The following is a 23,740-nucleotide window of genomic DNA, read 5'->3' on the forward strand; positions in this document are numbered from 1 at the left end:
TTTTTGTATTATTGCTTTTTATAAAAGATCGTTTTTGTAAAGTAAATAAAAATAATAACTTCCGCTGCTAACAATCCTTCTACGAGAAGTGGATTTGACAACCAACCAACTTGAGATAGGCTCGGAGCCAAATCAAATAGGGCGTGTAAACCATAAGCAGCTACTAGGTAAATCCATTTCTTTTGGCGAACTGCTTGATAAACCCAGAAGGTCAAGCCAACTTGAAGAAGCAAGGCTAGGATTCGCTCAAGTCCCAAAAGATAAATCTGCCAAGCTGCTAGATTATTAATAGTTGTAAGCGTGCTTTCAGGCAAGAGTTGCATAATATTTGGATTTTGAGATTCTACTGCTGAAAAGAGGATGAAGAGATTGAGTAGACTTGCAATACCGATATAGATCAACTCCAAGCCACCATGTCCCAATCCATAAGCAAGGGCATCAGAATCTTCCAAAGTTCTTTTCTTCTCTAACCATTTAAAGAAAATAAGTCGAGCTGTTTCTTCAAACAAAGCAGCCATACAGATCCCGTAAATCACATAGAGAAGGGGATTTTCCGTCATGAGTGGAACTGTCCCATCCTTTTGTGGATGAAGAACCAAGAGATGAACGATTTTCTCTAAGACCTGAGATGAAGCAAAAAATGCAACTGCCCCAAGTCCCAAAACTGCAAAATTAATCTTGTATTTCTTTCTTGCGTACCAAACTGCTGCAATGAGGACGGCAAACAAGGCCAGCATCGTTATTATTACATGAATTTTCATATTTGACTCCTATTATTCTGCCTGTTCGATATCTTTTTTCATCTCGTCAACGTTAAACTTAGCAAATAGATATTGACGATCCTGAACAGGAAAACGTTGATCCAACTGGTCAACAGCTCCCACTTCTACAATACCTTCCTTGATGACAAAGTCCATGACGTGACCACCAAAGGTTAGGTCATCTGAGATAAAGTGTAGATGGTAACCAGCAACACTAACTCCATGGAAAATTTCAGGTGTCCAAAAACCAACGATAGTTCCTGAAACATTGTCGCAGCTATATTCAGGCTGATGTGTCGCAACCTCAGCAAACTTCGTTTCGTTTGTTGATTTTGGAATCATACGAACATGCATGTATTTAAAATCACCATGAATCTTGATGGAACGAAATAGATTTTCTCCATCATAATAGGACTCAATACGTGTTTCAAGTTCCTGATCAGTCATTTCAAAACGCTGACGGAAAATAACTTCTGCCTGGTGGGGTACAACTGCTGCATAGGGAATCAAAGCATCTGGTGAAACTTCCACAATTTCAGGTTTCTCACCTGATCCCTTAGCCTGATAAGCTTTCCCATCTAAGACAATCAACTCCCCATCAATAGAGTCCAAGGTTCCTAGCCCTAAATCTCCATGTTGGAGTAATTCACCAACGGTCATGGTCCCGCCGTAAAGTCCCGCCATCAAGGCTCCCAAAGTATTATATTGGAATAATTTAACTGGTTCTTGCACCTTCATCATCTCACTCTTCTTTGAAAATTTTACTTACTAAGTATATCACATTTCTGATTAGAATTGAATGCTAGACTGCCTTTTAATACTCAATGAAAATCAAAGAGCAAACTAGGAAACTAGCCGCAGGTTGCTCAAAACACTGTTTTGAGGTTGTAGATGGAACTGACGTAGTCAGCTCAAAACACTGTTTTGAGGTTGTGGATAGAACTGACGAAGTCAGTAACATATATACTACAAGGCGACGTTGACGCGGTTTGAAGAGATTTTCGAAGAGTATAACATTGCCAAACTTCTAAAAAAAAGGTACAATGTAACAAAATCGAGAGAGGTCTGGGATGAAGCAAGAAAGCAAGTATGAACAAGTCGTTCACTATCTAAAAAATGAGATAGAATCAGGTAGATTTCCCACTGGAAGTCGCCTACCATCTATCCGAAAACTCAGTCAAGATTTTCACTGTAGCAAAGACACCATACAGCGCGCACTCTTAGAACTCCGATACGAGAAATATATCTACTCAAAACCTCAAAGTGGTTATTATGTATTGGAGCAACAAACCAGTCATGAAGACTTAATTATCTCAGTTAACGATGAACACGCAGCAGCCTATGATGATTTTCGTCTGTGCGTCAATGAGAGCTTGATTGGGCGAGAAAATTATCTCTACAACTACTATGAACACCAAGAGGGTTTAGAAGAATTACGTCAGTCCGTTCAGACATTACTCTTTGAGCAAGCTATTTATAGTAAGGCAGACCAGTTGGTCATGACGTCTGGAACCCAGCAAGCACTGTTTATTCTTTCTCAGATTGATTTTCCAGGTCAAGCTCAGGAAATACTGGTTGAACAACCGACCTATCATCGGATGAACCAGCTGCTACTAGCTCAAAATATTCCCTATCAAACCATTGACCGTCGAGTAGACGGCATTGACCTAAACGAACTTGAGGAACACTTTAAAAGCGGAAAGATTAAGTTTTTCTATACTATTCCCCGTTTCCACTATCCTCTGGGGCATTCTTATTCTGAAGAGGAAAAACTTGCCATCCTTGACTTAGCTGCAAAATATCAGATTTATATCGTTGAGGATGACTATCTGGGGGACTTGGATCCTAAAATGGGACAAACCTTTCATTATTTAGACCAACATGATTTGGTCATCTATATCAAATCCTTTTCTACCAGTCTTTTTCCTGCCCTTCGAATCACTGCCCTTCTTCTTCCAAACACTATCAAGGAAGCTTTTGTGACCTATAAAAACATTCTCGACTACGATAACAACCTTATCATGCAAAAGGCTCTATCACTCTACATCGATAGTCAACTCTTTGAGAAAAACAGACTAGCACGACTGGCACTGCAAGAAAAAAGTCAGGAGCACATCCAACAGCTCTTACAAAGCTATCCCATTTCCCTACCGAGCTATCCACTTCATGATGGGCTTTTGCTTGATCTCAGGAACTATCCTAGCATCGCTAGTCTTAAACACAGTCCTCTAGAACTCGACTTCTTCGAATCTTCCTATCTAGCGAACTGCCCTTATCACTTTGCAAAAATTTCCTTAGAAAATATTGAAGAAACATTAAGCTATTTAAAAACAGAGCTGGACTGAAATCCAACTCTGTTATTTTTTATTGCTCTACTTCTGTTAGCTTAGCAGCTTTTTCAAGATAAGTTTGGTAAGTTCCGTCATCTTTCAGTTTTTGGATGACCTTATCAACTACTTCCTTCAAATCTGAGTTACCTTTTTTGATAGCTACAGCATTTGCTTCGCCTTCTTTCATAGTCAAGCTTACTGTAGCCACTGCCAAATCTGAGTTCTTAGCAGCATAGCTTAGTGCTACTGGCTCATCCATATGAACGGCATCAACTTTACCAGATTGGAGCTCGTTGACTGCTTCTCCCATGTTTGTCAAAGAAGTCAACTGTGCCTTTGGAAGTTGCTCTTTGACCATAGATTCAGGAACAGTTCCTTTCTGAGCTGCAATATTAGCACTTGCTAGAGAGTCCAAATCCTTGTATTTTTCAAGATCTGATTTTCTGATAAGGAAGCTAATTTTATTTTCATAGTAAGGAATTGAGAAATCAAAGACTTCTTGTCTTTCTTCAGTTGCACTGATTCCCGCAATTGCTAGGTCTGCTTTTCCTGTTTGAAGACTGGTCAAGACATTATCAAAACTCATGCTTGAAACTTCCAATTTCACTCCAAGTTCATCAGCGATTGCTTGCGCCATGTCAATATCCGCACCTACGACTTGATTTTTACCATCCACAAGTGCTTGAAACTCAAAGGGAGCATAGTCGGGACTAGTTGCGACCACTAATTTTCCTTTTTGCTTGATGGCCTCCACTGCAGACTGCGAGCTTGAGCTAGACGATTGGCAAGCTACCAATAAGAAGCTTGCAAGAAAACTACATAAGACAAATATCCATTTTTTAAAATTCATAAATAAACAACCTCTCTGTTAATTTTGTATAATTATAACTCTATCTACTTCGTTTGTCAAGCATATTCCAAATTTTTATGAAAAATTTTCAATTTTTGTTTCAAAAAAGGAGCTTTTACTTACTAACAAGCTCCTTTTTTTGCATAATTAATCAATCTTACAATTCAACAATCTTACCTGTTTCAAAGTAAACAACCCATTCACAGATATTTTTTGCATAGTCACCGATGCGTTCCAAGTAAGAAATAACTTGGAAATAATCACGACCTGTGACGATAGCTTCTGGGTTCTTTCTAATTTCTTCAGTTGCCAAATCACGAATATTATCAAAGTAATGGTTGATAGTTTCATCCATGGTTGCAACTTCATAGGCTTGATCCACAGAACCATTCAAATAAAGTTCTAAAGCGGCTTCAACAAAGTTTTTTACTTCACGACCCATTTTTTTAATTTCTTCTTCAACTGCAGGGATACGCTGCTCACCCTTCATACGAATCGTTGCTTTTGCGATAGATACTGCATGATCCCCCATACGTTCTAAGTCTGACACAGCTTTTAGAACTGTTAAAACTGTACGTAAATCTTGTGAAACTGGCTGTTGTAGGGCAATCATTTCAAATGATTTCTTTTCAAGTTTCACTTCGTATTCGTTTACTTCTGCATCTTCCTCAATGACTTCTTTAGCCATGTCACGGTCATGCGTTACAAAAGCACGTACGGTACGATTGATTTGGGAAAGAACTTCTTGTCCCATAGCATAAAACTGATTATGCAATTTCTCTAAATCTTCTTCAAATTGAGATCGTAACATCTTCTCACTCCTTATCCAAATTTACCTGAAATGTAGTCCTCTGTCTCCTTATGTTGAGGATAGAGGAACATGTCCTTGGTATCGTTAAATTCAATCAAATCTCCATTGAGGAAAAAGCCTGTCTTATCGGAGATTCGAGATGCTTGCTGCATAGAACGAGTAACCAAGAGCATGGTGTATTTGTCTTTTAGACCATACAAGGTTTCCTCAATCTTACCAGCAGAAATAGGGTCCAATGCTGAAGTTGGTTCATCCAAGAGGATGATTTTAGGGCTAGTCGCCAATACACGTGCCACACAAACACGTTGTTGTTGCCCACCTGAAAGACCAATAGCAGAGTCATGCAAACGGTCCTTGACTTCATCCCAGATTGAAGCACGTTGTAAAGCCTTCTCCACTGCTTCATCTAAGACCTGCTTGTCTTTTTCTCCATTTATACGGAGGCCATAAACGACATTTTCATAGATAGACATAGGAAAAGGATTGGGTTGTTGGAAGACCATACCAATTTCTTTACGTAATTCAACTGTATCCGTACGAGGGCTATAGATATTGTGACCGTTATAAACAACTGATCCAGTTGTCGTCACTTCAGGATTAAGGTCACCCATTCGGTTAATAGCCTTTAGAAGGGTTGATTTTCCAGATCCAGACGGACCGATAAGGGCCGTAATTTCCTTGGGTTGGAACGATAAGGAAACACTATTCAAGGCCTTCTTTTTATTGTAATAGACTGACAGGTCTGAAACCTGTAAAATCGGTTCTGTCATACTATTTCCTCTCTAACCAAAGTGTCCAGTTACATAGTCATTTGTTGACTGCAGCTTAGCATTTTGGAAAATATTTGCAGTTTTATCATACTCAATCAAGTCACCCAGGTAGAAGAATCCTGTATAATCACTAGCACGCGCAGCTTGTTGCATACTGTGAGTTACGATGATGATGGTAAAGTCCTTCTTCAACTCCAACATGGTTTCTTCAAGTTGAGCTGTCGCAATCGGATCCAAGGCTGATGCTGGCTCATCCATCAAGAGGATATCTGGTTTCACAGAGATGGCGCGAGCGATACAGAGACGTTGCTGCTGACCACCTGAAAGCGTCAAGGCTGACTTGTGAAGATCGTCTTTTACTTGGTCCCAGAGGGCAGCCTGACGAAGTGAGGTTTCTACAATTTCATCAAGGACCTTCTTATCCTTAACACCTGCACGTTCGTGTGCAAAGGTGATGTTGCGGTAAATTGATTTAGCAAATGGATTTGGACGTTGGAAAACCATTCCGATATGTTTACGCATTTCATAAACATTGATCTCAGGGCGGTTGACGTCTATTCCCTGATAGAGAATTTGTCCTGTCACCTTAGCAATATCAATGGTATCATTCATACGGTTGAGACTGCGTAGGTAGGTTGATTTCCCAGAACCTGACGGTCCGATCAAGGCCGTAATTTTATTTTTTTCGAATTGCATATCCACGCCCTTGATGGATTCATTTTTACCGTAGTAAACGTGTAAATCCTTTGTAGAGAGGGCCACTTTTTCTTCTGGAAAAGTAATAATATGCCTTTCATCCCAATTATATTTTGACATGGCTTCTCCTTTAGGCAGCGGTTAATTTCTTATGTAGATAGCTTCCGAGTTTACGTGCTCCAAAGTTAAAGATCAAGATAAAGATGAGGAGCACCGCAGCAGAACCTGCTGAAACTAAAGTTCCATCAGGAATAGTTCCTTCACTATTGACTTTCCAGATGTGGACAGCCAAGGTTTCTGCTTGACGGAAGATTGAGATTGGACTGGTTACACTAAGGACATTCCAGTTAGACCAGTCAAGGGCTGGTGCTGATTGTCCTGCTGTATAGATAAGGGCTGCAGCTTCACCAAAGATACGACCTGAGGCAAGCACAATACCGGTTACAATACCAGGTAGAGCTTCGGGGATAACGACATGAAGAACTGTTTCCCAACGAGAAAGCCCAAGCGCCAAACCAGCCTCACGTTGCGTGTGGTGAACGTGTTTCAAACTGTCTTCAACATTACGCGTCATCTGTGGAAGGTTAAAGACAGTCAAAGCCAAGGCTCCTGAAATAATTGAAAATCCATACTCAAACTGAACTACAAAGATGAGGTAACCAAAGAGTCCCACAACTACGGATGGTAGAGAAGACAAAATTTCAATACAGGTACGAACGAAATTGGTAACACGACCTTTTTTTGCATATTCAGCCAAATAAATTCCAGCCCCCATTGATAGAGGTACAGAGATGAATAAGGTAATAACCAAAAGGAAGAAGGAATTATAAAGCTGGATTCCAATACCACCACCTGCTTGGTAAGAAGATGATTTTCCAGTCAAGAAGGACCAAGAAACATGAGGTAAGCCTCGAACCAAGATATAGAGAATCAAGGAAGCAAGGATGGTCACAATGATTCCTGCGATGATATAGAGGACAGCTGTAGCAAGTTTATCTAATTTCTTAGCGTGCATAGTTTTTCTTTCCTCTCTCTTTCGTAATCAATTTAATCACACTGTTAAAGGCCAAGCTCATCAAAAGCAATACTAAGGCTAGTGACCAAAGAACATTATTATCAACAGTTCCCATAACAGTATTTCCGATACCCATGGTCAAAACAGAGGTTAAAGTCGCAGCAGGTGTTGTCAATGAAGTTGGGACAACGGCTGAGTTTCCGACCACCATCTGAATAGCTAGTGCTTCACCGAAAGCACGCGCCATACCAAAGACTACTGCCGTAAAAATACCTGAACGTGCCGCCTTCAAGGTTACACGCCAGATAGTCTGCCAACGAGTAGCTCCCATAGCTAAACTAGCTTCACGGTAGTGACGAGGAACTGCACGTAAGCTATCAGTTGTCATAAAGGTTACAGTCGGCAAGATCATAACAAAGAGAACGAAAATCCCTGATAAAATACCAAAACCTGTTCCACCAAAGACACTACGTACAAATGGTACGACGACCTGCAATCCGATAAATCCATAAACTACTGAAGGAATCCCAACTAGGAGTTCAATAGCAGGTTGCAAAATCTTTGCCCCTTTTGGTGATACTTCTGTCATAAAGACTGCAGCCCCAATGGCAAATGGTGTTGCAATAAGAGCTGATAGGATGGTAACAATAAAGGAACCTAAAATCATCGGAAGAGCACCAAATTGTTTCCCTGAAGGGTTCCAAGTCTGTCCAAATAAAAATTCAAAAATGTTAACACCATTGACGAAGAAGGTAGATAACCCTTTCTGAGCCACGAAAATCAAAATCATAGCCACAATAATAACAATTAAAGAGAGACAGGCAAAAGTCAGACTTTTCCCTAATTTCTCAAGACGAGAGTTTTTTGAAGGAGAGAGCAATTTTTTAGATAATTCTTCTTGATTCATTATTGACTCCCTTCTATTGCTGTCACAGTCCCTGCAGCATTTTTTTCAACCTTCATTTCCTTAACTGAAATATAACCCATTCCTTTAACGATTCCATTCTGAGCTTCGTCTGAAAGGACAAAGTTTAGGAATTCGGCAACCAATTCATTTGGCTCACCAAGTGTATACATATGTTCATAAGACCACAAAGGCCAATTATTCGTGGTTACATTCTCTGAAATTGGTTCATAACCATTGAGTTTGATAGTCCCAACTGAGTCATCAACATAGGCAAAGGCTAAGTAGGAAATAGCTCCAGGGGTTTGAGAAACAATTGATTTGACCATTCCGTTTGAATCTTGCTCCTGACTTTGCATTGCTGATTGCCCTTCCATGATTACACTGTCAAAAGTCGCACGAGAACCTGAACTTGCCGCACGGTTGATAATAGAAATAGCTAAATCTTTCCCACCGACTTCTTTCCAGTTGGTAATTTCCCCTGTGAAGATTTGTCGGAGCTGATCGGTCGTTAGATTATCAACATCTACTTCTTTATTGATAATAACAGCCAAACCTGCAACAGCTACCTTATGGTCGACCAAGGCTGATGCATCAATACCGTCTTTTTCCTCCGCAAATACATCGGAGTTGCCGACATCTACTGCTCCTGACTGAACCTGCGACAGTCCTGTACCAGAACCACCACCTTGAACATTGACTGTTTTTCCGATGTGGGCTGATGCAAATTCATCTGCAGCCGCCTCGACTAAAGGTTGGAGGGCAGTTGACCCAACAGCCGTCATAGACTCCCCACGATCAATCCAACTTGCACATCCTACTAGCGAACCAGCAAGTAAAAGAGTCGCAAGAGAGAGTGTGAGTTTTTTAAATTTTTTCACTATTTGTCTCCTTGAAAATAATGATGAATAGCTTGGAATTTCGCCCTATTTTTCTATGTTTTATGCAAAAAATCCATACTTCCACTATAACATAGAATACTGATTTTGACTAGTTTTTCACCTTAAACCTCAAGCCCTTAGGGAAATAATTCTTCAATGTATTTCCTGTCACTTTTGCAAAACCTAAACCATTTCCAGCAACCAAAACTTGGTACCACCCATTTGGCAAAGTTTCAGATAATTGAACTGTTTCACCAGCTACATATTTGACAAAGTCCTCTTGATGAATTTCAATTCCTTGATTGACTAAACTTGGTTTCAAAGCTAGGCCAAGTGCAAAACTTGGTTCAAAACGTTTTTTCTTAAAGGTTCCAAGATGAAGTCCGTTTCGTGCAATTCTTAGTTTTCCTAAATCTGGTAGACCTTCTGGCAATAAATACAGTTGGTCTCCAAAAACCTGTAGGACTCCAGCCAGTTTCTCTTTTAAATGTTTCTTCTCAAAATCCTGCCATAAGGAAATCTGTTCTCGAGAGAGGTTGGATTTAGAAGGCTTGAACTTAGAGACTTTATTTTCCCCTCGAAATTGTAAATGGGCAACAAACTGTCCTTCTCCCTTAAAGTGATGTGGATACATTCTAGCGGCTTCAGGTAAGTCAATCCCAGGAACCATTCCATTGATATGTTGAACTGGGATCAATTCAAAATCATAGCTATCCAGTAACCATTGGACAATTTCTTCATTCTCTTCTGGAGCCCAGGTACAGGTAGAATAGACCAAACGACCACCATCAGCCAACATGGTGACTGCATCCTCTAAAATTTCACGCTGCAAGTCAGCACATTGGCTTGGATATTCTACACTCCAATAATCCATAGCATCTGGCTGTTTTCGGAACATTCCTTCTCCAGAACATGGAGCATCTAGAACAATTAGGTCAAAATATCCCTTAAACACTTTAGCCAAACGATCGGCAGATTCATTGGTCACAACTACATTTGACGCTCCAAACCGTTCCATATTTTCAACCAAAATCTTTGCTCGCTTGCTAGAAATTTCATTGGAAACAAGAAGACCTTCGTCTGCAAGATAGGCTGCCAGTTGAGTGGATTTACCACCGGGAGCCGCTGCCAAGTCCAAGACCTTCATACCAGCCTTTGGTTGAGCTACTTGTGCAACCATTTGTGCAGCAGGTTCTTGGGAATAGACCAAGCCTGTTACATGCTCAGGTGATTTCCCTGAAACCTTGCCATAATAGCCCCACGGTGTATTTGGAATAGCATCTGAAAAAGAAACTTGGCTTTCTTTTAAGGGATTGATGCGAAAAGCGGAAACTGCCTCATCATCAAAAGAGGCAAGAAAAGCTCTTGCCTCATCTCCCAATATTGCTTCATATTTTTTTACAAATCCTTCTGGAAATTGCATGTAATTTTATTTCCTTTCATAGATATAGGATTGGATTTCTGCCAATTTGTCAGTTGGAACCATCATAATTGGTTGTCGTGTCTGAAAATCCACCGGTTCTCCAGTTAAGGTTACAATCTGATACCCTAAACTTTCTCCTATAATACTAGCTGCAGCATAATCCCAAGGTTGAAGATAGGTGATATAGGTCAATAGCTGACCTGAGAGGATTTTTGAAAAACTGATAGCTGCACTTCCATATATTCGCACACCAAGTGAAGCATTAGCCAATTCTGCTACACCCCAAGCGTTTGTTTCCAACATACCAGCATTACTCGCAATCAGAAAATCACGCAAGGGCTTATCCTTAAAAATAGGCAAGGGTTCTTCATTGAGACAGGCCTGAAAAGCACCTCCTCCATGATAACAATGACCTTTCATGACATCATAAATGATCCCAAACTGACCCACACCGTTTTCAAAATACGCTACCATAATGGCGAAATCTTCACCTTGTGCGACAAAGTTGTTAGTACCATCAATGGGATCAATGACCCAAACAGATCCATATCCAACTGAAGCACGCAGACAGCCCTCTTCTGCACAAAATTGGTCATCAGGATAATACGAACGAATCCTATCAACCAAAAAATTCTGAACTTCCTTGTCCAAACGAGTCACCAAGTCTGTAGGAGATGATTTTCTCTCAATATTCAATTCTTCCTGCATGTGAGCTAGAATATAGTCTCCTGCTTCCTTGACAATCTCTTTGGCAAACACAAATTTATTTTCCAAGCGAAATCTTCCCTTCCCCTTGTTCTTTGGCCAATTGGACAACTCGATAGAAGGAATAACCACTCGCAGATTCAAATTCACGACCCAAGCGTTTCTCTTCACTCTTGCTTGGAACAACCGCTTTGAATCCCTTATAGGAATCTAGTAGTTTCTTTGCTTCTACCTTAGTCTCATAGGCTGCTTCAACATCATTAAAAAAAGAAAGCACTGAAGCAAGTTCTTCAGTGCTCCACGACAAATCTAGTGGGTAACTATACTGTTTATTCATCTAATTAATACCAGCTCTCAATGTAGCTTCTTTCAGTTCTTGTTTACGGTAACTACGAGGGAGAAAAGCACGAATCTCATCTTCATTAAAACCGATTTGCATCCGTTTTGCGTCAATAATAATCGGACGACGCAAAAGACTTGGATACTGCTCAATTAAATGAAGCAACTCCGATACTGAGATACTCTCTACATCAATATTCAATTTTTGAAAAATCTTTGAACGAGTCGAGATGATGTCATCAGTACCATTTTCGGTCAAGGAAAGAATGTGTTGCAGTTCTTTTCTCGTTAAAGGGCTGGTCATAATATTATGCTCTTGGAAGGGCACTTTATGCTTCTCGAGCCAGGCCTTTGCTTTACGACATGATGTACAACTCGGTGATAAAAATAGTGTAATCATGCTTTCCTCTTCTTTACATACTTTTCTATTTCTATTATACAAAAAAATAAAGCGCTTGACTAGTTATTTCCGTAAAAAAACCTACTTTTTCAAGAAAAATAGGTTTTTTAGAATTACATATGAATGTTTTGCTTAAATATAGAAATATTCATGTTACAAACGATAGTTTCTTCCTACATTTTATTTGGAATCAGTAATACTTTTCTTCACTTATCTATTTGTTTTTCGACTCTGTAGGTACATAAATCCAAAAATCAATTCATACAAGCAGAAAAATAGGAGAAAGGCATGGAGGAAAAAGTTCTCTGGTAGGATGAGAATGATAGGATCTTTTGCTGGATCAAACAACCAGGTATCATCACCTACAAATAGAATCTGATGAAACAAGGTAAAGAATTGTTCAAAACCAATGAAGACACCAACTAAACCAAGAACCAAAGGTAGAGAAAGTATGATTAAGAGTGCTCTACGATAAAGTGGCAGAAAACCTTTCTGAATAACTTGCTTCCAAAAAAGATAGAAAATCGGTAGAGTTACTACTGCTACTCCTTGAGCAAGATGGAAGAGTCCCTTTACAACCACAAAGTGGTGAATACCAGAGGCAGAGGAAGGAAAATCCGGCATTTCCAATACTTGACTCAATGGATTGGTCAAATAATCCATCAAAACATTAAAATTATGCTGGATGGTCTGAGGTTGCAGATGAACACGATTTGTCAAGTTTAACCAAGAAATCTCCAGAGGGTAAACCAACCAAGCCAGGTAAATAGTCAATAAAATCGCAAGCGAGAGGAGAAAGAGAATACTTCCTACAAAAGTAAACTTAGTTTTCATCGAAATTCCACTCCGCTAGACTTGAAAGGACATGAGTTGGTGCAATTGGCAAGTCTGCTACTTCTTCAGGTTTTGTAAATCCAGTCGTCACCAAAAGACTAGGAATGCCATTGTCAATACCAGCTCGAATATCAGTCAGGTAATTATCGCCCACCATGACAATTTCTTGGCGCTCAAGTCCTAGGTGTTCAACAGCCTTGTCCATAATAATCGCGTTTGGTTTTCCTATATAAACTGGTTTTACGCGAGTTGCTGCTTCAAGAAGAGTAATCAGTGAACCGGCACCAGGCAAAAGTCCACGTTCCGTTGGAATATTTAAATCTGGGTTGGTACCGATAAAGTGAGCACCTTTATGGATAGCTAGGGTTGCCTTAGCAAATTTTTCATAGTCTACTTGCCAGTCCAAACCAACAACCACATAGGCTGGATTTTCTTTATCTTCGACATACCCTGCTGCTTGAATGGCCTCCTTTAGGCCTGCTTCTCCGATGACATAGACTGTCTTTTCAAGTCCTAGGTCATTCATGTAATCAATTGTAGCTAAAGTTGCAGTATAGATCGTCGATACAGGTGTGTCAATGTTAAACTGATTGGCTAACATCTCTTGAACACTTTCAGGTGTACGAGTGGTGTTGTTTGTTACAAAAAGATAAGGAATCTCTCTTTTTTGTAACTCGTGAACAAAAGCCTCTCCCGCAGGGATTCTATCTTTCCCCTTATAAATCGTTCCGTCTAAATCAATTAAATATCCTTTATAAGACATATCTTTCTTTCTAATCTTTGTTAATTTCTTGCCAAGTTATCTTTGCTTGAGCATTGATGTCACCATCACTTGTGACTTGATGATCACTCTCTAATCCATTTAATTCATAACTAGAAGTAATCATTCCGCCTGGTCGAACTTCCTTGACATATTTGAGGTTAATTTTTTGGGGGATATGATTAGTAAGGAAATCTGCTCCCATGACCTCAAAAATCCAGTCTAGGTATTTGCTGTTATTGACGTGACCATTCATATCTAAGTCATAGAAACGAACGTGATAATCCTTGCTTATCGCTTCTTCCAGCTCTCTATATTTTGGCCCACGGACCAGTTTCTTAGAAAACTCAGATTGATAAGGGGCGACAATTTCTGGTACTACAGGATGAACCTTTCGACTTTCACGGTCCATAAGGACAAAGGTAGCTACCATATGAACGATCTCTTGACCAGCTTCATCATAAATAGTAAATCGGCGGTAGCAAAAGAGACGATTATAGGTCAAAGCTTCTGTTTCAATGGTGATTTCCTCAGCAAAAAGAGGCAAACGAACCACATCGATATCATAATCTGTGATAATCCAGACCAGATTATACTGTTCTAAAACATCCTTGTCACTCACTCCCAGTTCAATTGACTGCATCCCTGAGACCTGGAGGGACAACAAGATCACATCTGGTAGCTTGATATGGCCATTCATGTCAGCCATATCAAAAGGAATTTTCATCTTCATTTGATAAGTTAAGCCCATACTTTTACTCCAATATAAATCGTTCTGCTACTGTATCTCCTAAAAAGAGACCTCTCTTAGTCATACGAACACGATCACCCTCAACCTGCATAAGACCTTGTTGAATCAAGTCTTTGACAATATCTCCATAAAGTTCCTGGAAAGACCGTTCGAATTTTTCTTCAAAGCGTGCCATGGAAACTCCTGACTTCTTGCGAAGGCCGAGAAACATCTCTTCTTCCATTTGCTCCCTTTGACTCAAGTGTTCTTCATTGATACGAGCACTTCCCTCTTCTACCGCCTTTAAATAATGGCGGATCGGCCCATGATTTTTATAGCGAACACCGTCTACATAGCCAGAAGCACCAGCACCGATTCCATAATACTCAGCATTATCCCAGTACATAAGATTGTGACGACTTTCAAATCCGGGTTTAGAGAAATTAGAAATCTCATAATGCTCAAAGCCAGCTTTTTCTAGCTTTGCAATGATATACTCAAACATCTCAGCTTCTAATTCTTCCTTAGGAAGAGGTAATTTCCCTCGTCTCATACGATTCATAAAGACCGTATGATTTTCTAAAATTAAGCTGTAAAGGCTCATATGAGGAATATCAAGTGCGATAGCCTTGGCAACATTCTCCTTAACTTGTTCCATAGTCTGACCAGGAAGTGCGTAAATTAAGTCAATGGAAATATTGTCAAAACCAGCCAGTTTGAGACGATCGATATTTTCATAAATATCCTTTTCCGTATGACTACGCCCTATCTTTTTCAGCATTTTATCATCAAAAGTCTGAACACCTAGTGATACACGATTAACTGCAGAATTTTGCAGAACAGCAATCTTATCAGCATTCAGATCACCAGGATTAGCCTCAATGGTCAACTCTTCCAACATTGATAAGTCCAGATTTTTAGTTAATCCATCTAACAAAACTTCCAATTGAGAAGCGGACAAGGCTGTCGGTGTCCCACCACCAATATAGAGTGTACGCAATTTTTGAATGTCATAAGAATGAAATTCTTGCAGTAGATGCTCTAGATAGCTGTCTACTGGCTGATTTTTAATAAAGACCTTGGAAAAGTCACAATAATAACAAATCTGTGTGCAAAATGGTATATGCACGTAGGCTGATGTCGGTTTCTTCTGCATAGTATTTATTATACCACAAAGAGTTCACTCAAGAAAAAAATCACCATTCTTGATTTTCTAGAAAACCAGGAAATGGTGACTCTATGTTAATTTTCTTGAAGCTCAATGACAATTTCTTGGCCATTTCCATTTTCTTCCACAACTACTTTTTCTTCTAGTTGTGATTTGAAATGATTCAAGGTTTCTTTTGAAGCTTCAGTCGCTTGTTGAGCATGGTATTTTGCTTTATCTAAGACAGTGTCAAGAGTAATTTCCCCAGATTCAATCTGCTCTTTTGTTTTAAGAACGAATTCTTTGGTTTGTTCTTTGACATCCGTTAATTTTTCACAAACCTGCTCTTTAGCATACTCAGGATCTTCTTTTAGATCTTCTAAAAATTCTTGTGCTTGGCTTCTAACTTGTTTTCCTTTGTCACTAGTTAAAAACAAGGCAGCTGCAACACCTGAAACAGTTCCTAAAAGGATAGATGATAGTTTTCCCATTAGTCAACTCCTTTTTTATTTTTTAAAAAATTTACTTGCAACACGAATAGCAGATAAACCTGCACCAGTTTTTATAGTTTTTGATCCAGCAGATGATGCCTTTTTACTCAAAACACGTGCTTGTTCATTTAGGTCAGAAACAGAAACAGAGAGGTCTGCAACTGCTGTAAAGAGGGGATCAATTGTAGCAACTTTGACATTGATATCATCAACAAGAACGTTGACCTTTGTAAGCAATTCATTTGTTTGATGAAGAGTTACATCTACATCTGATGTTAAAGTTTTAACAGTTTTTTCAGTTCCATCAATTACACGACCAACTTTTTGAAGGGTAATAATCAGATAAACTAAAAATACAACCAAGGCAATTGCCACAAAAATATAAGCCACTTCTAACATTTTAATTCTCCTTTTTTACATTATAAAATGGTGCTTTTTTCCGATTTTGATAAAAGATGATATAAATACCAAGGGCAATCAATAGTGCAGACAACCACTGGGATACTCGAAGTCCAAAGAACATGAGACTATCCGTACGCATACCCTCGATAATCATACGTCCAAATCCGTACCAAATTAGATAAAAGGCAGTGATATGACCACGACGGACACTCTTTAATCGACGTCTAAAAACGACAATCAAGGCAAAACCGATCAGATTCCAGATAGATTCGTATAAGAAGGTTGGTTGGCGATATGAGCCATCAATATACATCTGATTCTTAATAAAACCAGGTAAATAGTCTAGATTGTCAACGACTGCTCCATAAGCTTCTTGGTTAAAGAAGTTTCCCCAACGACCTAGACTCTGAGCAATCATGACGCTCGGAGCTGCAATATCTAAGAAATCCCAAGTATTGATTAATTTGCGATCAGCAAAGATATAGAGTACAATCGCGCCAGTAATTAAACCACCGTATATGGCAAGACCACCATTCCAAATAGCAAAAATCTCTCCCAAATGTTGGCTATAATAATCAAATCTAAAGATAACATAGTAGAGTCTAGCTCCAATGATTGACAAAGGAAAGGCAATTAAGATGAAGTCCAAAATATCATCAGATAAAATCTTCTTTTTCGGTGCTTCTTTACTGGCAAGATATACCGCTAACACAAGACCTGAAACGATGCAGAGTGCATACCATCTAACAGCTAAAGGACCAATTTGAAAAGCGATTGGATCAATCATTTTTCACCTCGTTCTTTGCAATCAGATTTGTCAATCTTTCTTCAAATAGTCGAGTAGCATCAAAGCCCATTTCCTTAGCACGATAATTCATCGCTGCTGCTTCGATAACGACAGAAATATTACGTCCTGTTTTTACAGGAATGCGGATACGTGGAATGGCTACTCCAGAAATCTCCAATTCCTCAGCATTATTGCCTAGGCGATCAAAAGTCTTTTGCGTGTCATAATTTTCTAGATAGACAGCCAACTGAACTTGTGAAGAATCCTTCACTGCACTGGCACCATAAAGACTCATCACATCTATAATACCAACACCACGAATCTCAAGTAAATGCTTCAAGATTTCAGCTGGTTCACCCCAGAGAGTCATTTCATCCTTAGCAAAGATATCTACACGGTCATCAGCCACCAAACGGTGTCCTCGTTTCACGAGTTCTAGACCTGTCTCACTCTTACCAATACCACTGTCGCCCTGGATTAACACACCCATACCATAGATATCCATCAAGACACCATGTACACTTTCACGCTCAGCCAAACGAGAATCTAGGTAACTTGACAATTCCCCAGACAGACGACTTGTTGCTGTACGACTCGTTAAAATAGCGATTTTACATTCTCTAGCAGCCTTTAGCATTTCCTCTGGAACTACTAAACCACGCGCAACAATAACTGCAGGTGTTTCTGGTTGAAACATCTTTTTCAAAACCTGGTAGCGGTTATGAGAAGACATACTAATCAGATAAGACCACTCTTTCATTCCCAAAAGTTGAATCCGCTCTGGGGTATAGTAGTCAAAATACCCCGTCATTTCAAGCCCTGGTCGCGTAATATCCGCAGTATTGATTTTCTTTTCAAGTAATTCAGGCTCACCATAGACAATGTCTAGTCTGAGCTTATCAATCACTTCTTTGACTAAAACCGACATAATTTTCTCCTTCAATCGAGTTCTCCCTACTATTATATCAAATTGTAGTAGGAAGTTTATGTTTTTAACAGTATTTGAGGTATTTATTTAAGAAAGTAACCTTTATAATTTTAACAATCAAAAGGGATTAAACAGACTCTTAGAAGCTAACAAAAAAAGACTAGACAAGTCTAGCCTTTCTTATTAATTAGAATTTTTTACGTTTACGAGCTGCTTCTGATTTACGTTTACGTTTTACAGAAGGTTTTTCATAGAATTCACGTTTGCGTGTTTCTTGAAGAGTACCAGCTTTAGTAACTGCACGTTTGAAACGACGAAGAGCATCGTCAAGAGATTCATTCTTACGTACTACTGTTTTAGACATTTTTTTCACTCCCTTCAAGTTCAAGATCTATTCTATTTTACACGGAATAAAGAAAATTGTCAAGAAAAAAATGAAATTCCCCCAAATCATTCAATTTAAATTTTACAAAATTTACACCTTACACCTAACCTAGTTCCCCACTTATAAAATTCATTCCAGACGGCCAAATAATTCATTTATTTCACACTCAATGGAATCTAGATATTCCCCATAATCTGACAGTAAATCAGAAATGATATACAGATCCTGACTATCAAAATGCCAGACAAGATGTTTAAGTATCTGCTCTTGAATAAAATGTAAATCCTTTAGTTGAGCTAAACTGATAGCTTCTATCTTTGCTAAATACTGACAAAAAGCAGAAAGTGCAGAACAATCAAATTTGTCTTCTTCATATCAATACCTATAACATTTCTTTTTCAAGAATTGATAATTCTCAAAAAATGAAGATTATATATTCTTCTTTTCAAGGGAAAATCTATCATACACCCTACTATCAGAACTATTGTACCACTTTCAGAAAAACTGTATTCATTTTTGAACATATCCAGACCAAAAAACCACCCAATCCATAGGATCGAATGGTCTTTAATGATAAAAATTTTATTTCTTTAACAAGCTGAGTGCTGCTGCATCTGCGATAATAGTCACATCTGGATGGTTTTGCAGGCTGCTTGCTGGAAGACTTTCTGTCACAGGACCTTCAACAGTTCCAGCGATAGCTTCTGCTTTTGATTCCCCATAAGCAAAGAGAAGGATAGATTTAGCATCCAAAATATTTTTAATCCCCATTGAAATAGCTTGTGTTGGAACATCTTCAATCTTTTCAAAGAAACGTGCGTTAGCTTCGATAGTAGACTGGTCAAGTTCTACAAGATGAGTTTGACTGTCAAATGGTGTGCCTGGTTCATTAAAGCCAATATGACCATTGCGACCAATTCCTAAGATTTGTAGGTCAACTGGATGGTCAGCAAGGATTTGGTTGTAGCGTTCTACTTCTGCTTCTGCATTATCCTTGACACCACGTGGCAAGAAACTTTCTTTAAATGGTTTCTTGTTGAATAAATTTTCTTGCATAAAGTAACGGTATGATTGAGGATTGTCCCCATCAAGACCTACGTACTCATCCAAGTTCACACTTGTAAAATTTGAAAAATCAAGATCGCTCTCAACGATTTGTTGGTAAAACTCCAAAGGACTGCTTCCTGTTGCAAGTCCCAATGTTTGTGCACCGTTTTCCAATTTTTCTTTTAAGATATCAAAAGCAACTTTTCCACCTTCAATTGGATTTTCCACTTGAATAACTTTCATAATTTTGTCCTCCATATTCTTTATTTTATTATATGGTATAGACCAATTTTTGTCAAGTGAAAACGGTTTATTTTTGTTGAAAATATAAATATACTAAAGAAATCAATTAAGAGTTCTACCCTTAAGCAAAAAAGAGAGGAGTTTGACATCCTCTCTTAAATCTTATATCAGAAGCACTTCCTAATTATATTTTAGAAAATGATTCTTTTTCTTATATTATTTTTTACGTTTAGCAATCAAACTCAATCCAACTAAACCAAGTGCTACTCCTAAAACGATTAAAACTGTAGTTTTCTGCTCACCTGTTTTTGGTAACTCATTGGCCTTTTTCTTTTCAGGCGTTGATGATGTTACTGGTGATGGAGGTGTTACTGGACCTGGAGGTGTTACTGGGCCTGGAGGTGTTACTGGACCTGGAGGTGTTACTGGGCCTGGAGGCGTTACTGGACCTGGAGGCACTGGTGGTTGATAAGTGTTAATCAAGACTAGGTTCGTTTCCTTTTCTCGAACTGTTTTTGATACATATCCCTCAGGAACATTGACCTCACTAATTGTATAGCTAATCATTTTTCCTGCTATATATTTCGGAAGATTTGTAAAAGTATGAGTCCAATTATTATCTTCGTTTAAAATAACTTCTTGCCCTACTTTACTTCCATCAGCATAGAGTTGTACCTTAATGCTATTTGGGCGTTTTCCTGCTTTATTATCAGCATCATCCCAAAGCTTGCTGACTTTTAATTCTGTCACTTCAGGAATATCAGGAATATTAGGGACATGTGTATTAGTGATAATATAGTTTTTCTGATCAATAACAGTCGTATATCCTGCAACTTTATCTTCTACTACAGTATAAACAATTGCATTTCCTTCAGCATCATTTTCAGGCAGCTGCTCAAAGATAAAATTCCAATTCTCTTCTGATTTAACTGATTTACTTGCTACTTCTTTACCATTAGCCAAGAGACGAACAGTTATAACATCGGGACGGATACCAGCTTTATTATCAGCATCATCCCATATTTTCTTACCTTTTATACTTGTAGTTCCTTTGTAAATATTAGTAAATGTAGTTTCCTCTTCACCGTAAGACACTGTTCCCTTTTTGATACCATCATCATCCGTTACTGTTACAGTAACCTTTAGTTCATGGCTATCATAATCGTAATTATCAGTGGTTTCAGGAAGAACTTCACGAATGATATAGTTGTAAACTCCTTCTTTTTTATACTTAATAGCATTGAAGGTTACACTTCCATCTTCAGCATTTTTTACAATTTGAAGAGGTTCACTAGGGTTTGCAGCATCATAAAGTGCAAAGTTAAACTGATCTTTTTCTAGTGTTTTCCCTTTTAAAGTTTTGTGAGCCTTTAAGATAACTGATTCTGATTTTTCAGCGTTACCAAGACCTGATCCTGACTCTAGACGGACTTCACGTACCATACTACGTGTCTTAAAATTTGTGGCAGACCATGCCAAATTATTCGATACTAATGAACCTACAGGAACTCCATCTGGTAATTTAGTAGAGTATTCAATATACATTGCCCAATGATAGTTATCTCCAAATGGAATCGTAAAGCCTGTGATTCCTCCTTGAGCATTTTTAGTGAATACTGCCTTGTTTGAAAAGTTATCTAATGGCTCTAACGTGAGAATATGAGCCTCATTACGAATTTTTGTAGGTTGTGTATCATAACGAACAGCTCTAAATGATTCAGGAATTAAGGTTTGTCCATTACCAAAAGTATCCGTAATTGTCATCCCACGAATCATATCTTGATTGGCGTTCAAGAGAATACGCCACTTAATAATACTTGGATCTGTATCATCTTGATAACCGTATTTCATCTCATAGTCGCCTGCTTCACCACTATCTTGTTTGTACTTGAAACTATAAGTCTTATGATCAATGGTAACAGTAACTGGTTGACTCTCCTTAACAACTTCTCGATTAATAGTTAAATTAAACTGTAAAGAAAGCTCTTTATTCTCAGGTCTCTTAGAAAAATAATCTGTAAAAGTTATCGTAACTTTTCCTGTACTAGGATCTGTATGAGCAACACCAACCTTCGTACCCTTACTATTTGTAACGTCAAATGTCAAATTTGTAATCAATCTGAGCTCTCTAGGAATATCTAAAATCAATTGATCATTCTCAGAGATATTCTGATTATCTGGAAAAGTTAATTGATAAGTTGCGATTAAACGTTCCCCAGCAATAACTTCCACATCATCACTCAATTCAAGGCCAGATTTCTCATGAATAATCTTAGTATCAAGATTATAACCCGTCACCGAATCCGCTTGAACTGTTTTTGATAATTTAACTATTGATAAGCCTATTAGCAAAAACATTAAAAAAATGTTAAACATTTAGACAATTTATGCTTCATAATAACCTCCTTTACGATTAGAAAACATCTGATTGTCTTATCAAATTATACCATACTTATTTGAAAAATGTACAATAACTGACCATTTGTTTAATTAATTTTAAAGTTTTATATTTATTCAAAGCTTTCGGTTTCTTAAATAAATTATAAAAACAAAAAGAGAGGCATTAACCTCTCTTCTTGCGATTACATACACTTATTTAATAAATGTATAACCAACTTTAGAATATCTTTGCTTTAGATATTCAAAGACAAATCTTGAATCATTCTAGAAAACTAGAAATATTAAGCTTCATCTTCTTTTTGGCGTTTCGCAACCAAACCTAGACCTACAAGACCAAGTGCAGCACCAAGTGCAGCAATTCCAGATTTAGATTGTTCACCAGTGTTTGGCAACTCAGGACCTTTAGGTTTTTCTGGTGTTGGTGGTGTTACTGGTGTTGGTGGTGTTGGTGGTGTTGGTGGTGTTGGCGGTGTTGGCGGTGTTGGTGGTGTTGGTGGTGTTGGTGGTGTTGGTGGTGTTGGTGGTGTTGGTGGTGTTGGTGGTGTTGGTGGTGTTGGTGGTGTTGGTGGTGTTGGCGGTGTTACCTTGTTGTTAAACTCAGTATCTTCAGGCATTTGTGAAGTAAGAGTCAACACTTTACCATCCTTAGTTACAGTAACTCCAACAGTCGCTACCATCTTATCGTACTCAACTCCAGCCTCTGTACCTTTCACTTCTTCTACATGATAGATATAAGTACCTTCTTGACCACGTTTGAATTCAAGAGCTGAGAACTTGATCTTACCTTCAGCATCATTGCTTACGGTTTCAATCACGTTACCATCTTTGTCTTTCAATACGAAGCTGAATTCACCAGCTTTCAACGCACGACCTTCCAATTTCTTCGTGAAGTTGAATTCAACTTTCACTGGAATATTAACAACACGTTTTTCAGTTGGTTTTTCTGGTTTTTCAACTGATTTCTTAGTTGGATCATATTGGTGAACAATTTGAGAAGCTGTATTTTCAATATCTACACCTTCTTTAGCAGTTCCCTTGATACGTGCTGGAATATCAAACTTGTAGTAACGTCCAAATGCTAATTTAGCAGTGTCGATTACTTGAGTATTTTCTGCATCTCCAAGTGACTTAGTCAAGTCAGCCTTAGATGTAGCAGTAATGACACCATCCACAATTGAGATATCAAACTTAGCTGTTACATCTTCACCAGTTACTGAATCATAAGCCTTAATTTCAGATACGTTAACATCCAAGTTTTCGCTATCATATTTATCTGTAATACCAACAGATTGAATATTGTGAGCTTCAGTGAATTTAGTTGTATCTAACCATACTTGGTAAACAACCTTATCACCCTTATGGAGTGTTTGAGTATTGATATTTTGCTTTTCATTATTATCAACTTTGTCCACGTATGGATCTTTGTTGGTATCAGCTACTTTATCAGTCAACTCTTTATCATCATCAAGGAGTTTATTTCCAGTGATATCAAATTTCTCTTCATTAAGAATATATTTCTCTGGATTGAACTCAGGAGTTTCTGGTGGAATCACCTTGTTGTTGAACTCTTTGTCTGCTGGATCAGTTACGTTAGTGATGAGAGCTTTTGCTGTTCCGTCATGTTTAACTTCTACAGTTACTACTGCTTTCATCTCATCATAAGTAACAGTTCCATCAGTACCTTTCACTTCTTCAACAGTA

Annotated in this window: 26 protein-coding genes; 1 reads left to right on the top strand and 25 read right to left on the bottom strand. The window is 38.5% G+C overall.

Translation table 11 applies throughout. The annotated features are described in order from the left end of the window. Positions 1–8 precede the first annotated feature (8 nt). Both AC3E7H_RS09460 and budA read right to left on the bottom strand, forming a co-directional pair. Complete coding sequence (locus tag AC3E7H_RS09460; protein ID WP_490676461.1) at positions 9–761, bottom strand: YhfC family intramembrane metalloprotease; 753 nt, start codon at positions 759–761, stop codon at positions 9–11. A 12-nt stretch (positions 762–773) separates the two neighbouring features. After that, entirely contained in the window at positions 774–1,502 is a 729-nt protein-coding gene (budA, locus tag AC3E7H_RS09465; RefSeq protein ID WP_060955558.1) for an acetolactate decarboxylase, read from the bottom strand. Between the two features lie 329 nt (positions 1,503–1,831). On the opposite strand from budA, the gene AC3E7H_RS09470 reads away from it, so the two are divergent. Next, on the top strand, positions 1,832–3,106 hold the full coding sequence (locus tag AC3E7H_RS09470; protein ID WP_490676462.1) for an aminotransferase-like domain-containing protein: 1,275 nt from the start codon (positions 1,832–1,834) through the stop codon (positions 3,104–3,106). Between the two features lie 19 nt (positions 3,107–3,125). On the opposite strand, the gene AC3E7H_RS09475 is transcribed toward AC3E7H_RS09470, so the two are convergent. The 23 genes from AC3E7H_RS09475 to AC3E7H_RS09585 all read right to left on the bottom strand — a co-directional run. Further along, entirely contained in the window at positions 3,126–3,941 is an 816-nt protein-coding gene (locus tag AC3E7H_RS09475; RefSeq protein ID WP_049509820.1) for an ABC transporter substrate-binding protein, read from the bottom strand. Positions 3,942–4,098: 157 nt separating this feature from the next. Continuing rightward, positions 4,099–4,752 carry a phosphate signaling complex protein PhoU gene (phoU, locus tag AC3E7H_RS09480; protein ID WP_000946478.1) on the bottom strand — a complete coding sequence of 218 codons (654 nt, stop codon included), beginning with the start codon at positions 4,750–4,752 and terminating at the stop codon, positions 4,099–4,101. Between the two features lie 11 nt (positions 4,753–4,763). Next, positions 4,764–5,522 (bottom strand): phosphate ABC transporter ATP-binding protein PstB, encoded by a 759-nt coding sequence (gene pstB, locus AC3E7H_RS09485; protein WP_045763360.1) that lies wholly within the window; start codon positions 5,520–5,522, stop codon positions 4,764–4,766. A 12-nt stretch (positions 5,523–5,534) separates the two neighbouring features. Further along, a complete protein-coding gene (pstB, locus tag AC3E7H_RS09490; RefSeq protein WP_000049858.1) occupies positions 5,535–6,338 on the bottom strand; it encodes a phosphate ABC transporter ATP-binding protein PstB in 804 nt (267 codons plus the stop codon). 10 nt (positions 6,339–6,348) lie between these two features. Then, the gene (pstA, locus tag AC3E7H_RS09495) at positions 6,349–7,233 is read right to left on the bottom strand and encodes a phosphate ABC transporter permease PstA (RefSeq protein ID WP_490676463.1); all 885 of its coding nucleotides are present in this window, start codon (positions 7,231–7,233) and stop codon (positions 6,349–6,351) included. Next, positions 7,223–8,140, bottom strand: a complete 918-nt coding sequence (gene pstC / locus AC3E7H_RS09500; protein WP_414258071.1) for a phosphate ABC transporter permease subunit PstC — start codon at positions 8,138–8,140, stop codon at positions 7,223–7,225. Before pstC ends, pstA begins: the two co-directional genes overlap by 11 nt. Continuing rightward, complete coding sequence (locus AC3E7H_RS09505; protein WP_490676464.1) at positions 8,140–9,018, bottom strand: phosphate ABC transporter substrate-binding protein PstS; 879 nt, start codon at positions 9,016–9,018, stop codon at positions 8,140–8,142. Before AC3E7H_RS09505 ends, pstC begins: the two co-directional genes overlap by 1 nt. A gap of 109 nt (positions 9,019–9,127) precedes the next feature. Beyond that, positions 9,128–10,441, bottom strand: a complete 1,314-nt coding sequence (locus AC3E7H_RS09510; RefSeq protein WP_485775495.1) for an RsmF rRNA methyltransferase first C-terminal domain-containing protein — start codon at positions 10,439–10,441, stop codon at positions 9,128–9,130. A 6-nt stretch (positions 10,442–10,447) separates the two neighbouring features. Next, the gene (locus AC3E7H_RS09515) at positions 10,448–11,215 is read right to left on the bottom strand and encodes an inositol monophosphatase family protein (RefSeq protein WP_490676465.1); all 768 of its coding nucleotides are present in this window, start codon (positions 11,213–11,215) and stop codon (positions 10,448–10,450) included. Continuing rightward, the gene (locus tag AC3E7H_RS09520; RefSeq protein ID WP_001041984.1) at positions 11,205–11,483 is read right to left on the bottom strand and encodes a UPF0223 family protein; all 279 of its coding nucleotides are present in this window, start codon (positions 11,481–11,483) and stop codon (positions 11,205–11,207) included. Before AC3E7H_RS09520 ends, AC3E7H_RS09515 begins: the two co-directional genes overlap by 11 nt. Beyond that, positions 11,484–11,885, bottom strand: coding sequence for a Spx/MgsR family RNA polymerase-binding regulatory protein (locus tag AC3E7H_RS09525; RefSeq protein WP_000631256.1), 402 nt, complete (start codon positions 11,883–11,885; stop codon positions 11,484–11,486). A 210-nt stretch (positions 11,886–12,095) separates the two neighbouring features. Beyond that, positions 12,096–12,719, bottom strand: coding sequence for a TIGR01906 family membrane protein (locus tag AC3E7H_RS09530; RefSeq protein WP_000850053.1), 624 nt, complete (start codon positions 12,717–12,719; stop codon positions 12,096–12,098). Further along, positions 12,709–13,482 (bottom strand): TIGR01457 family HAD-type hydrolase, encoded by a 774-nt coding sequence (locus AC3E7H_RS09535; protein ID WP_490676466.1) that lies wholly within the window; start codon positions 13,480–13,482, stop codon positions 12,709–12,711. The genes AC3E7H_RS09530 and AC3E7H_RS09535 overlap by 11 nt, the downstream gene beginning before the upstream one ends. A 10-nt stretch (positions 13,483–13,492) precedes the next feature. Then, the gene (locus tag AC3E7H_RS09540) at positions 13,493–14,230 is read right to left on the bottom strand and encodes an acyl-ACP thioesterase domain-containing protein (protein WP_490676467.1); all 738 of its coding nucleotides are present in this window, start codon (positions 14,228–14,230) and stop codon (positions 13,493–13,495) included. Positions 14,231–14,234: 4 nt separating this feature from the next. After that, positions 14,235–15,365: a radical SAM family heme chaperone HemW gene (hemW, locus tag AC3E7H_RS09545; RefSeq protein WP_490676468.1), complete on the bottom strand. Its 1,131-nt coding sequence runs from the start codon at positions 15,363–15,365 to the stop codon at positions 14,235–14,237. An 86-nt stretch (positions 15,366–15,451) separates the two neighbouring features. Continuing rightward, positions 15,452–15,847, bottom strand: a complete 396-nt coding sequence (locus AC3E7H_RS09550) for a YtxH domain-containing protein (protein ID WP_301560024.1) — start codon at positions 15,845–15,847, stop codon at positions 15,452–15,454. 15 nt (positions 15,848–15,862) lie between these two features. Further along, on the bottom strand, positions 15,863–16,246 hold the full coding sequence (locus AC3E7H_RS09555; protein ID WP_490676469.1) for a DUF948 domain-containing protein: 384 nt from the start codon (positions 16,244–16,246) through the stop codon (positions 15,863–15,865). A gap of 1 nt (position 16,247) precedes the next feature. Then, entirely contained in the window at positions 16,248–17,036 is a 789-nt protein-coding gene (gene lgt, locus AC3E7H_RS09560) for a prolipoprotein diacylglyceryl transferase (RefSeq protein WP_490676470.1), read from the bottom strand. After that, a complete protein-coding gene (hprK, locus tag AC3E7H_RS09565) occupies positions 17,029–17,964 on the bottom strand; it encodes an HPr(Ser) kinase/phosphatase (RefSeq protein ID WP_049526992.1) in 936 nt (311 codons plus the stop codon). Before hprK ends, lgt begins: the two co-directional genes overlap by 8 nt. 187 nt (positions 17,965–18,151) lie before the next feature. Next, a complete protein-coding gene (gene rpsU / locus AC3E7H_RS09570) occupies positions 18,152–18,328 on the bottom strand; it encodes a 30S ribosomal protein S21 (protein ID WP_000048054.1) in 177 nt (58 codons plus the stop codon). A 603-nt stretch (positions 18,329–18,931) separates the two neighbouring features. Then, positions 18,932–19,639, bottom strand: a complete 708-nt coding sequence (locus AC3E7H_RS09575) for a glucosamine-6-phosphate deaminase (RefSeq protein ID WP_075228289.1) — start codon at positions 19,637–19,639, stop codon at positions 18,932–18,934. Between the two features lie 216 nt (positions 19,640–19,855). Next, positions 19,856–21,997: a Cna B-type domain-containing protein gene (locus AC3E7H_RS09580; protein WP_490676471.1), complete on the bottom strand. Its 2,142-nt coding sequence runs from the start codon at positions 21,995–21,997 to the stop codon at positions 19,856–19,858. 323 nt (positions 21,998–22,320) lie between these two features. After that, the coding region (locus AC3E7H_RS09585; RefSeq protein ID WP_490676472.1) for an SspB-related isopeptide-forming adhesin at positions 22,321–23,740 on the bottom strand (1,420 nt) is incomplete at its 5' end.

It is taken from the genome of Streptococcus sp. SCPM-O-B-15304 (M98) (assembly GCF_058200215.1).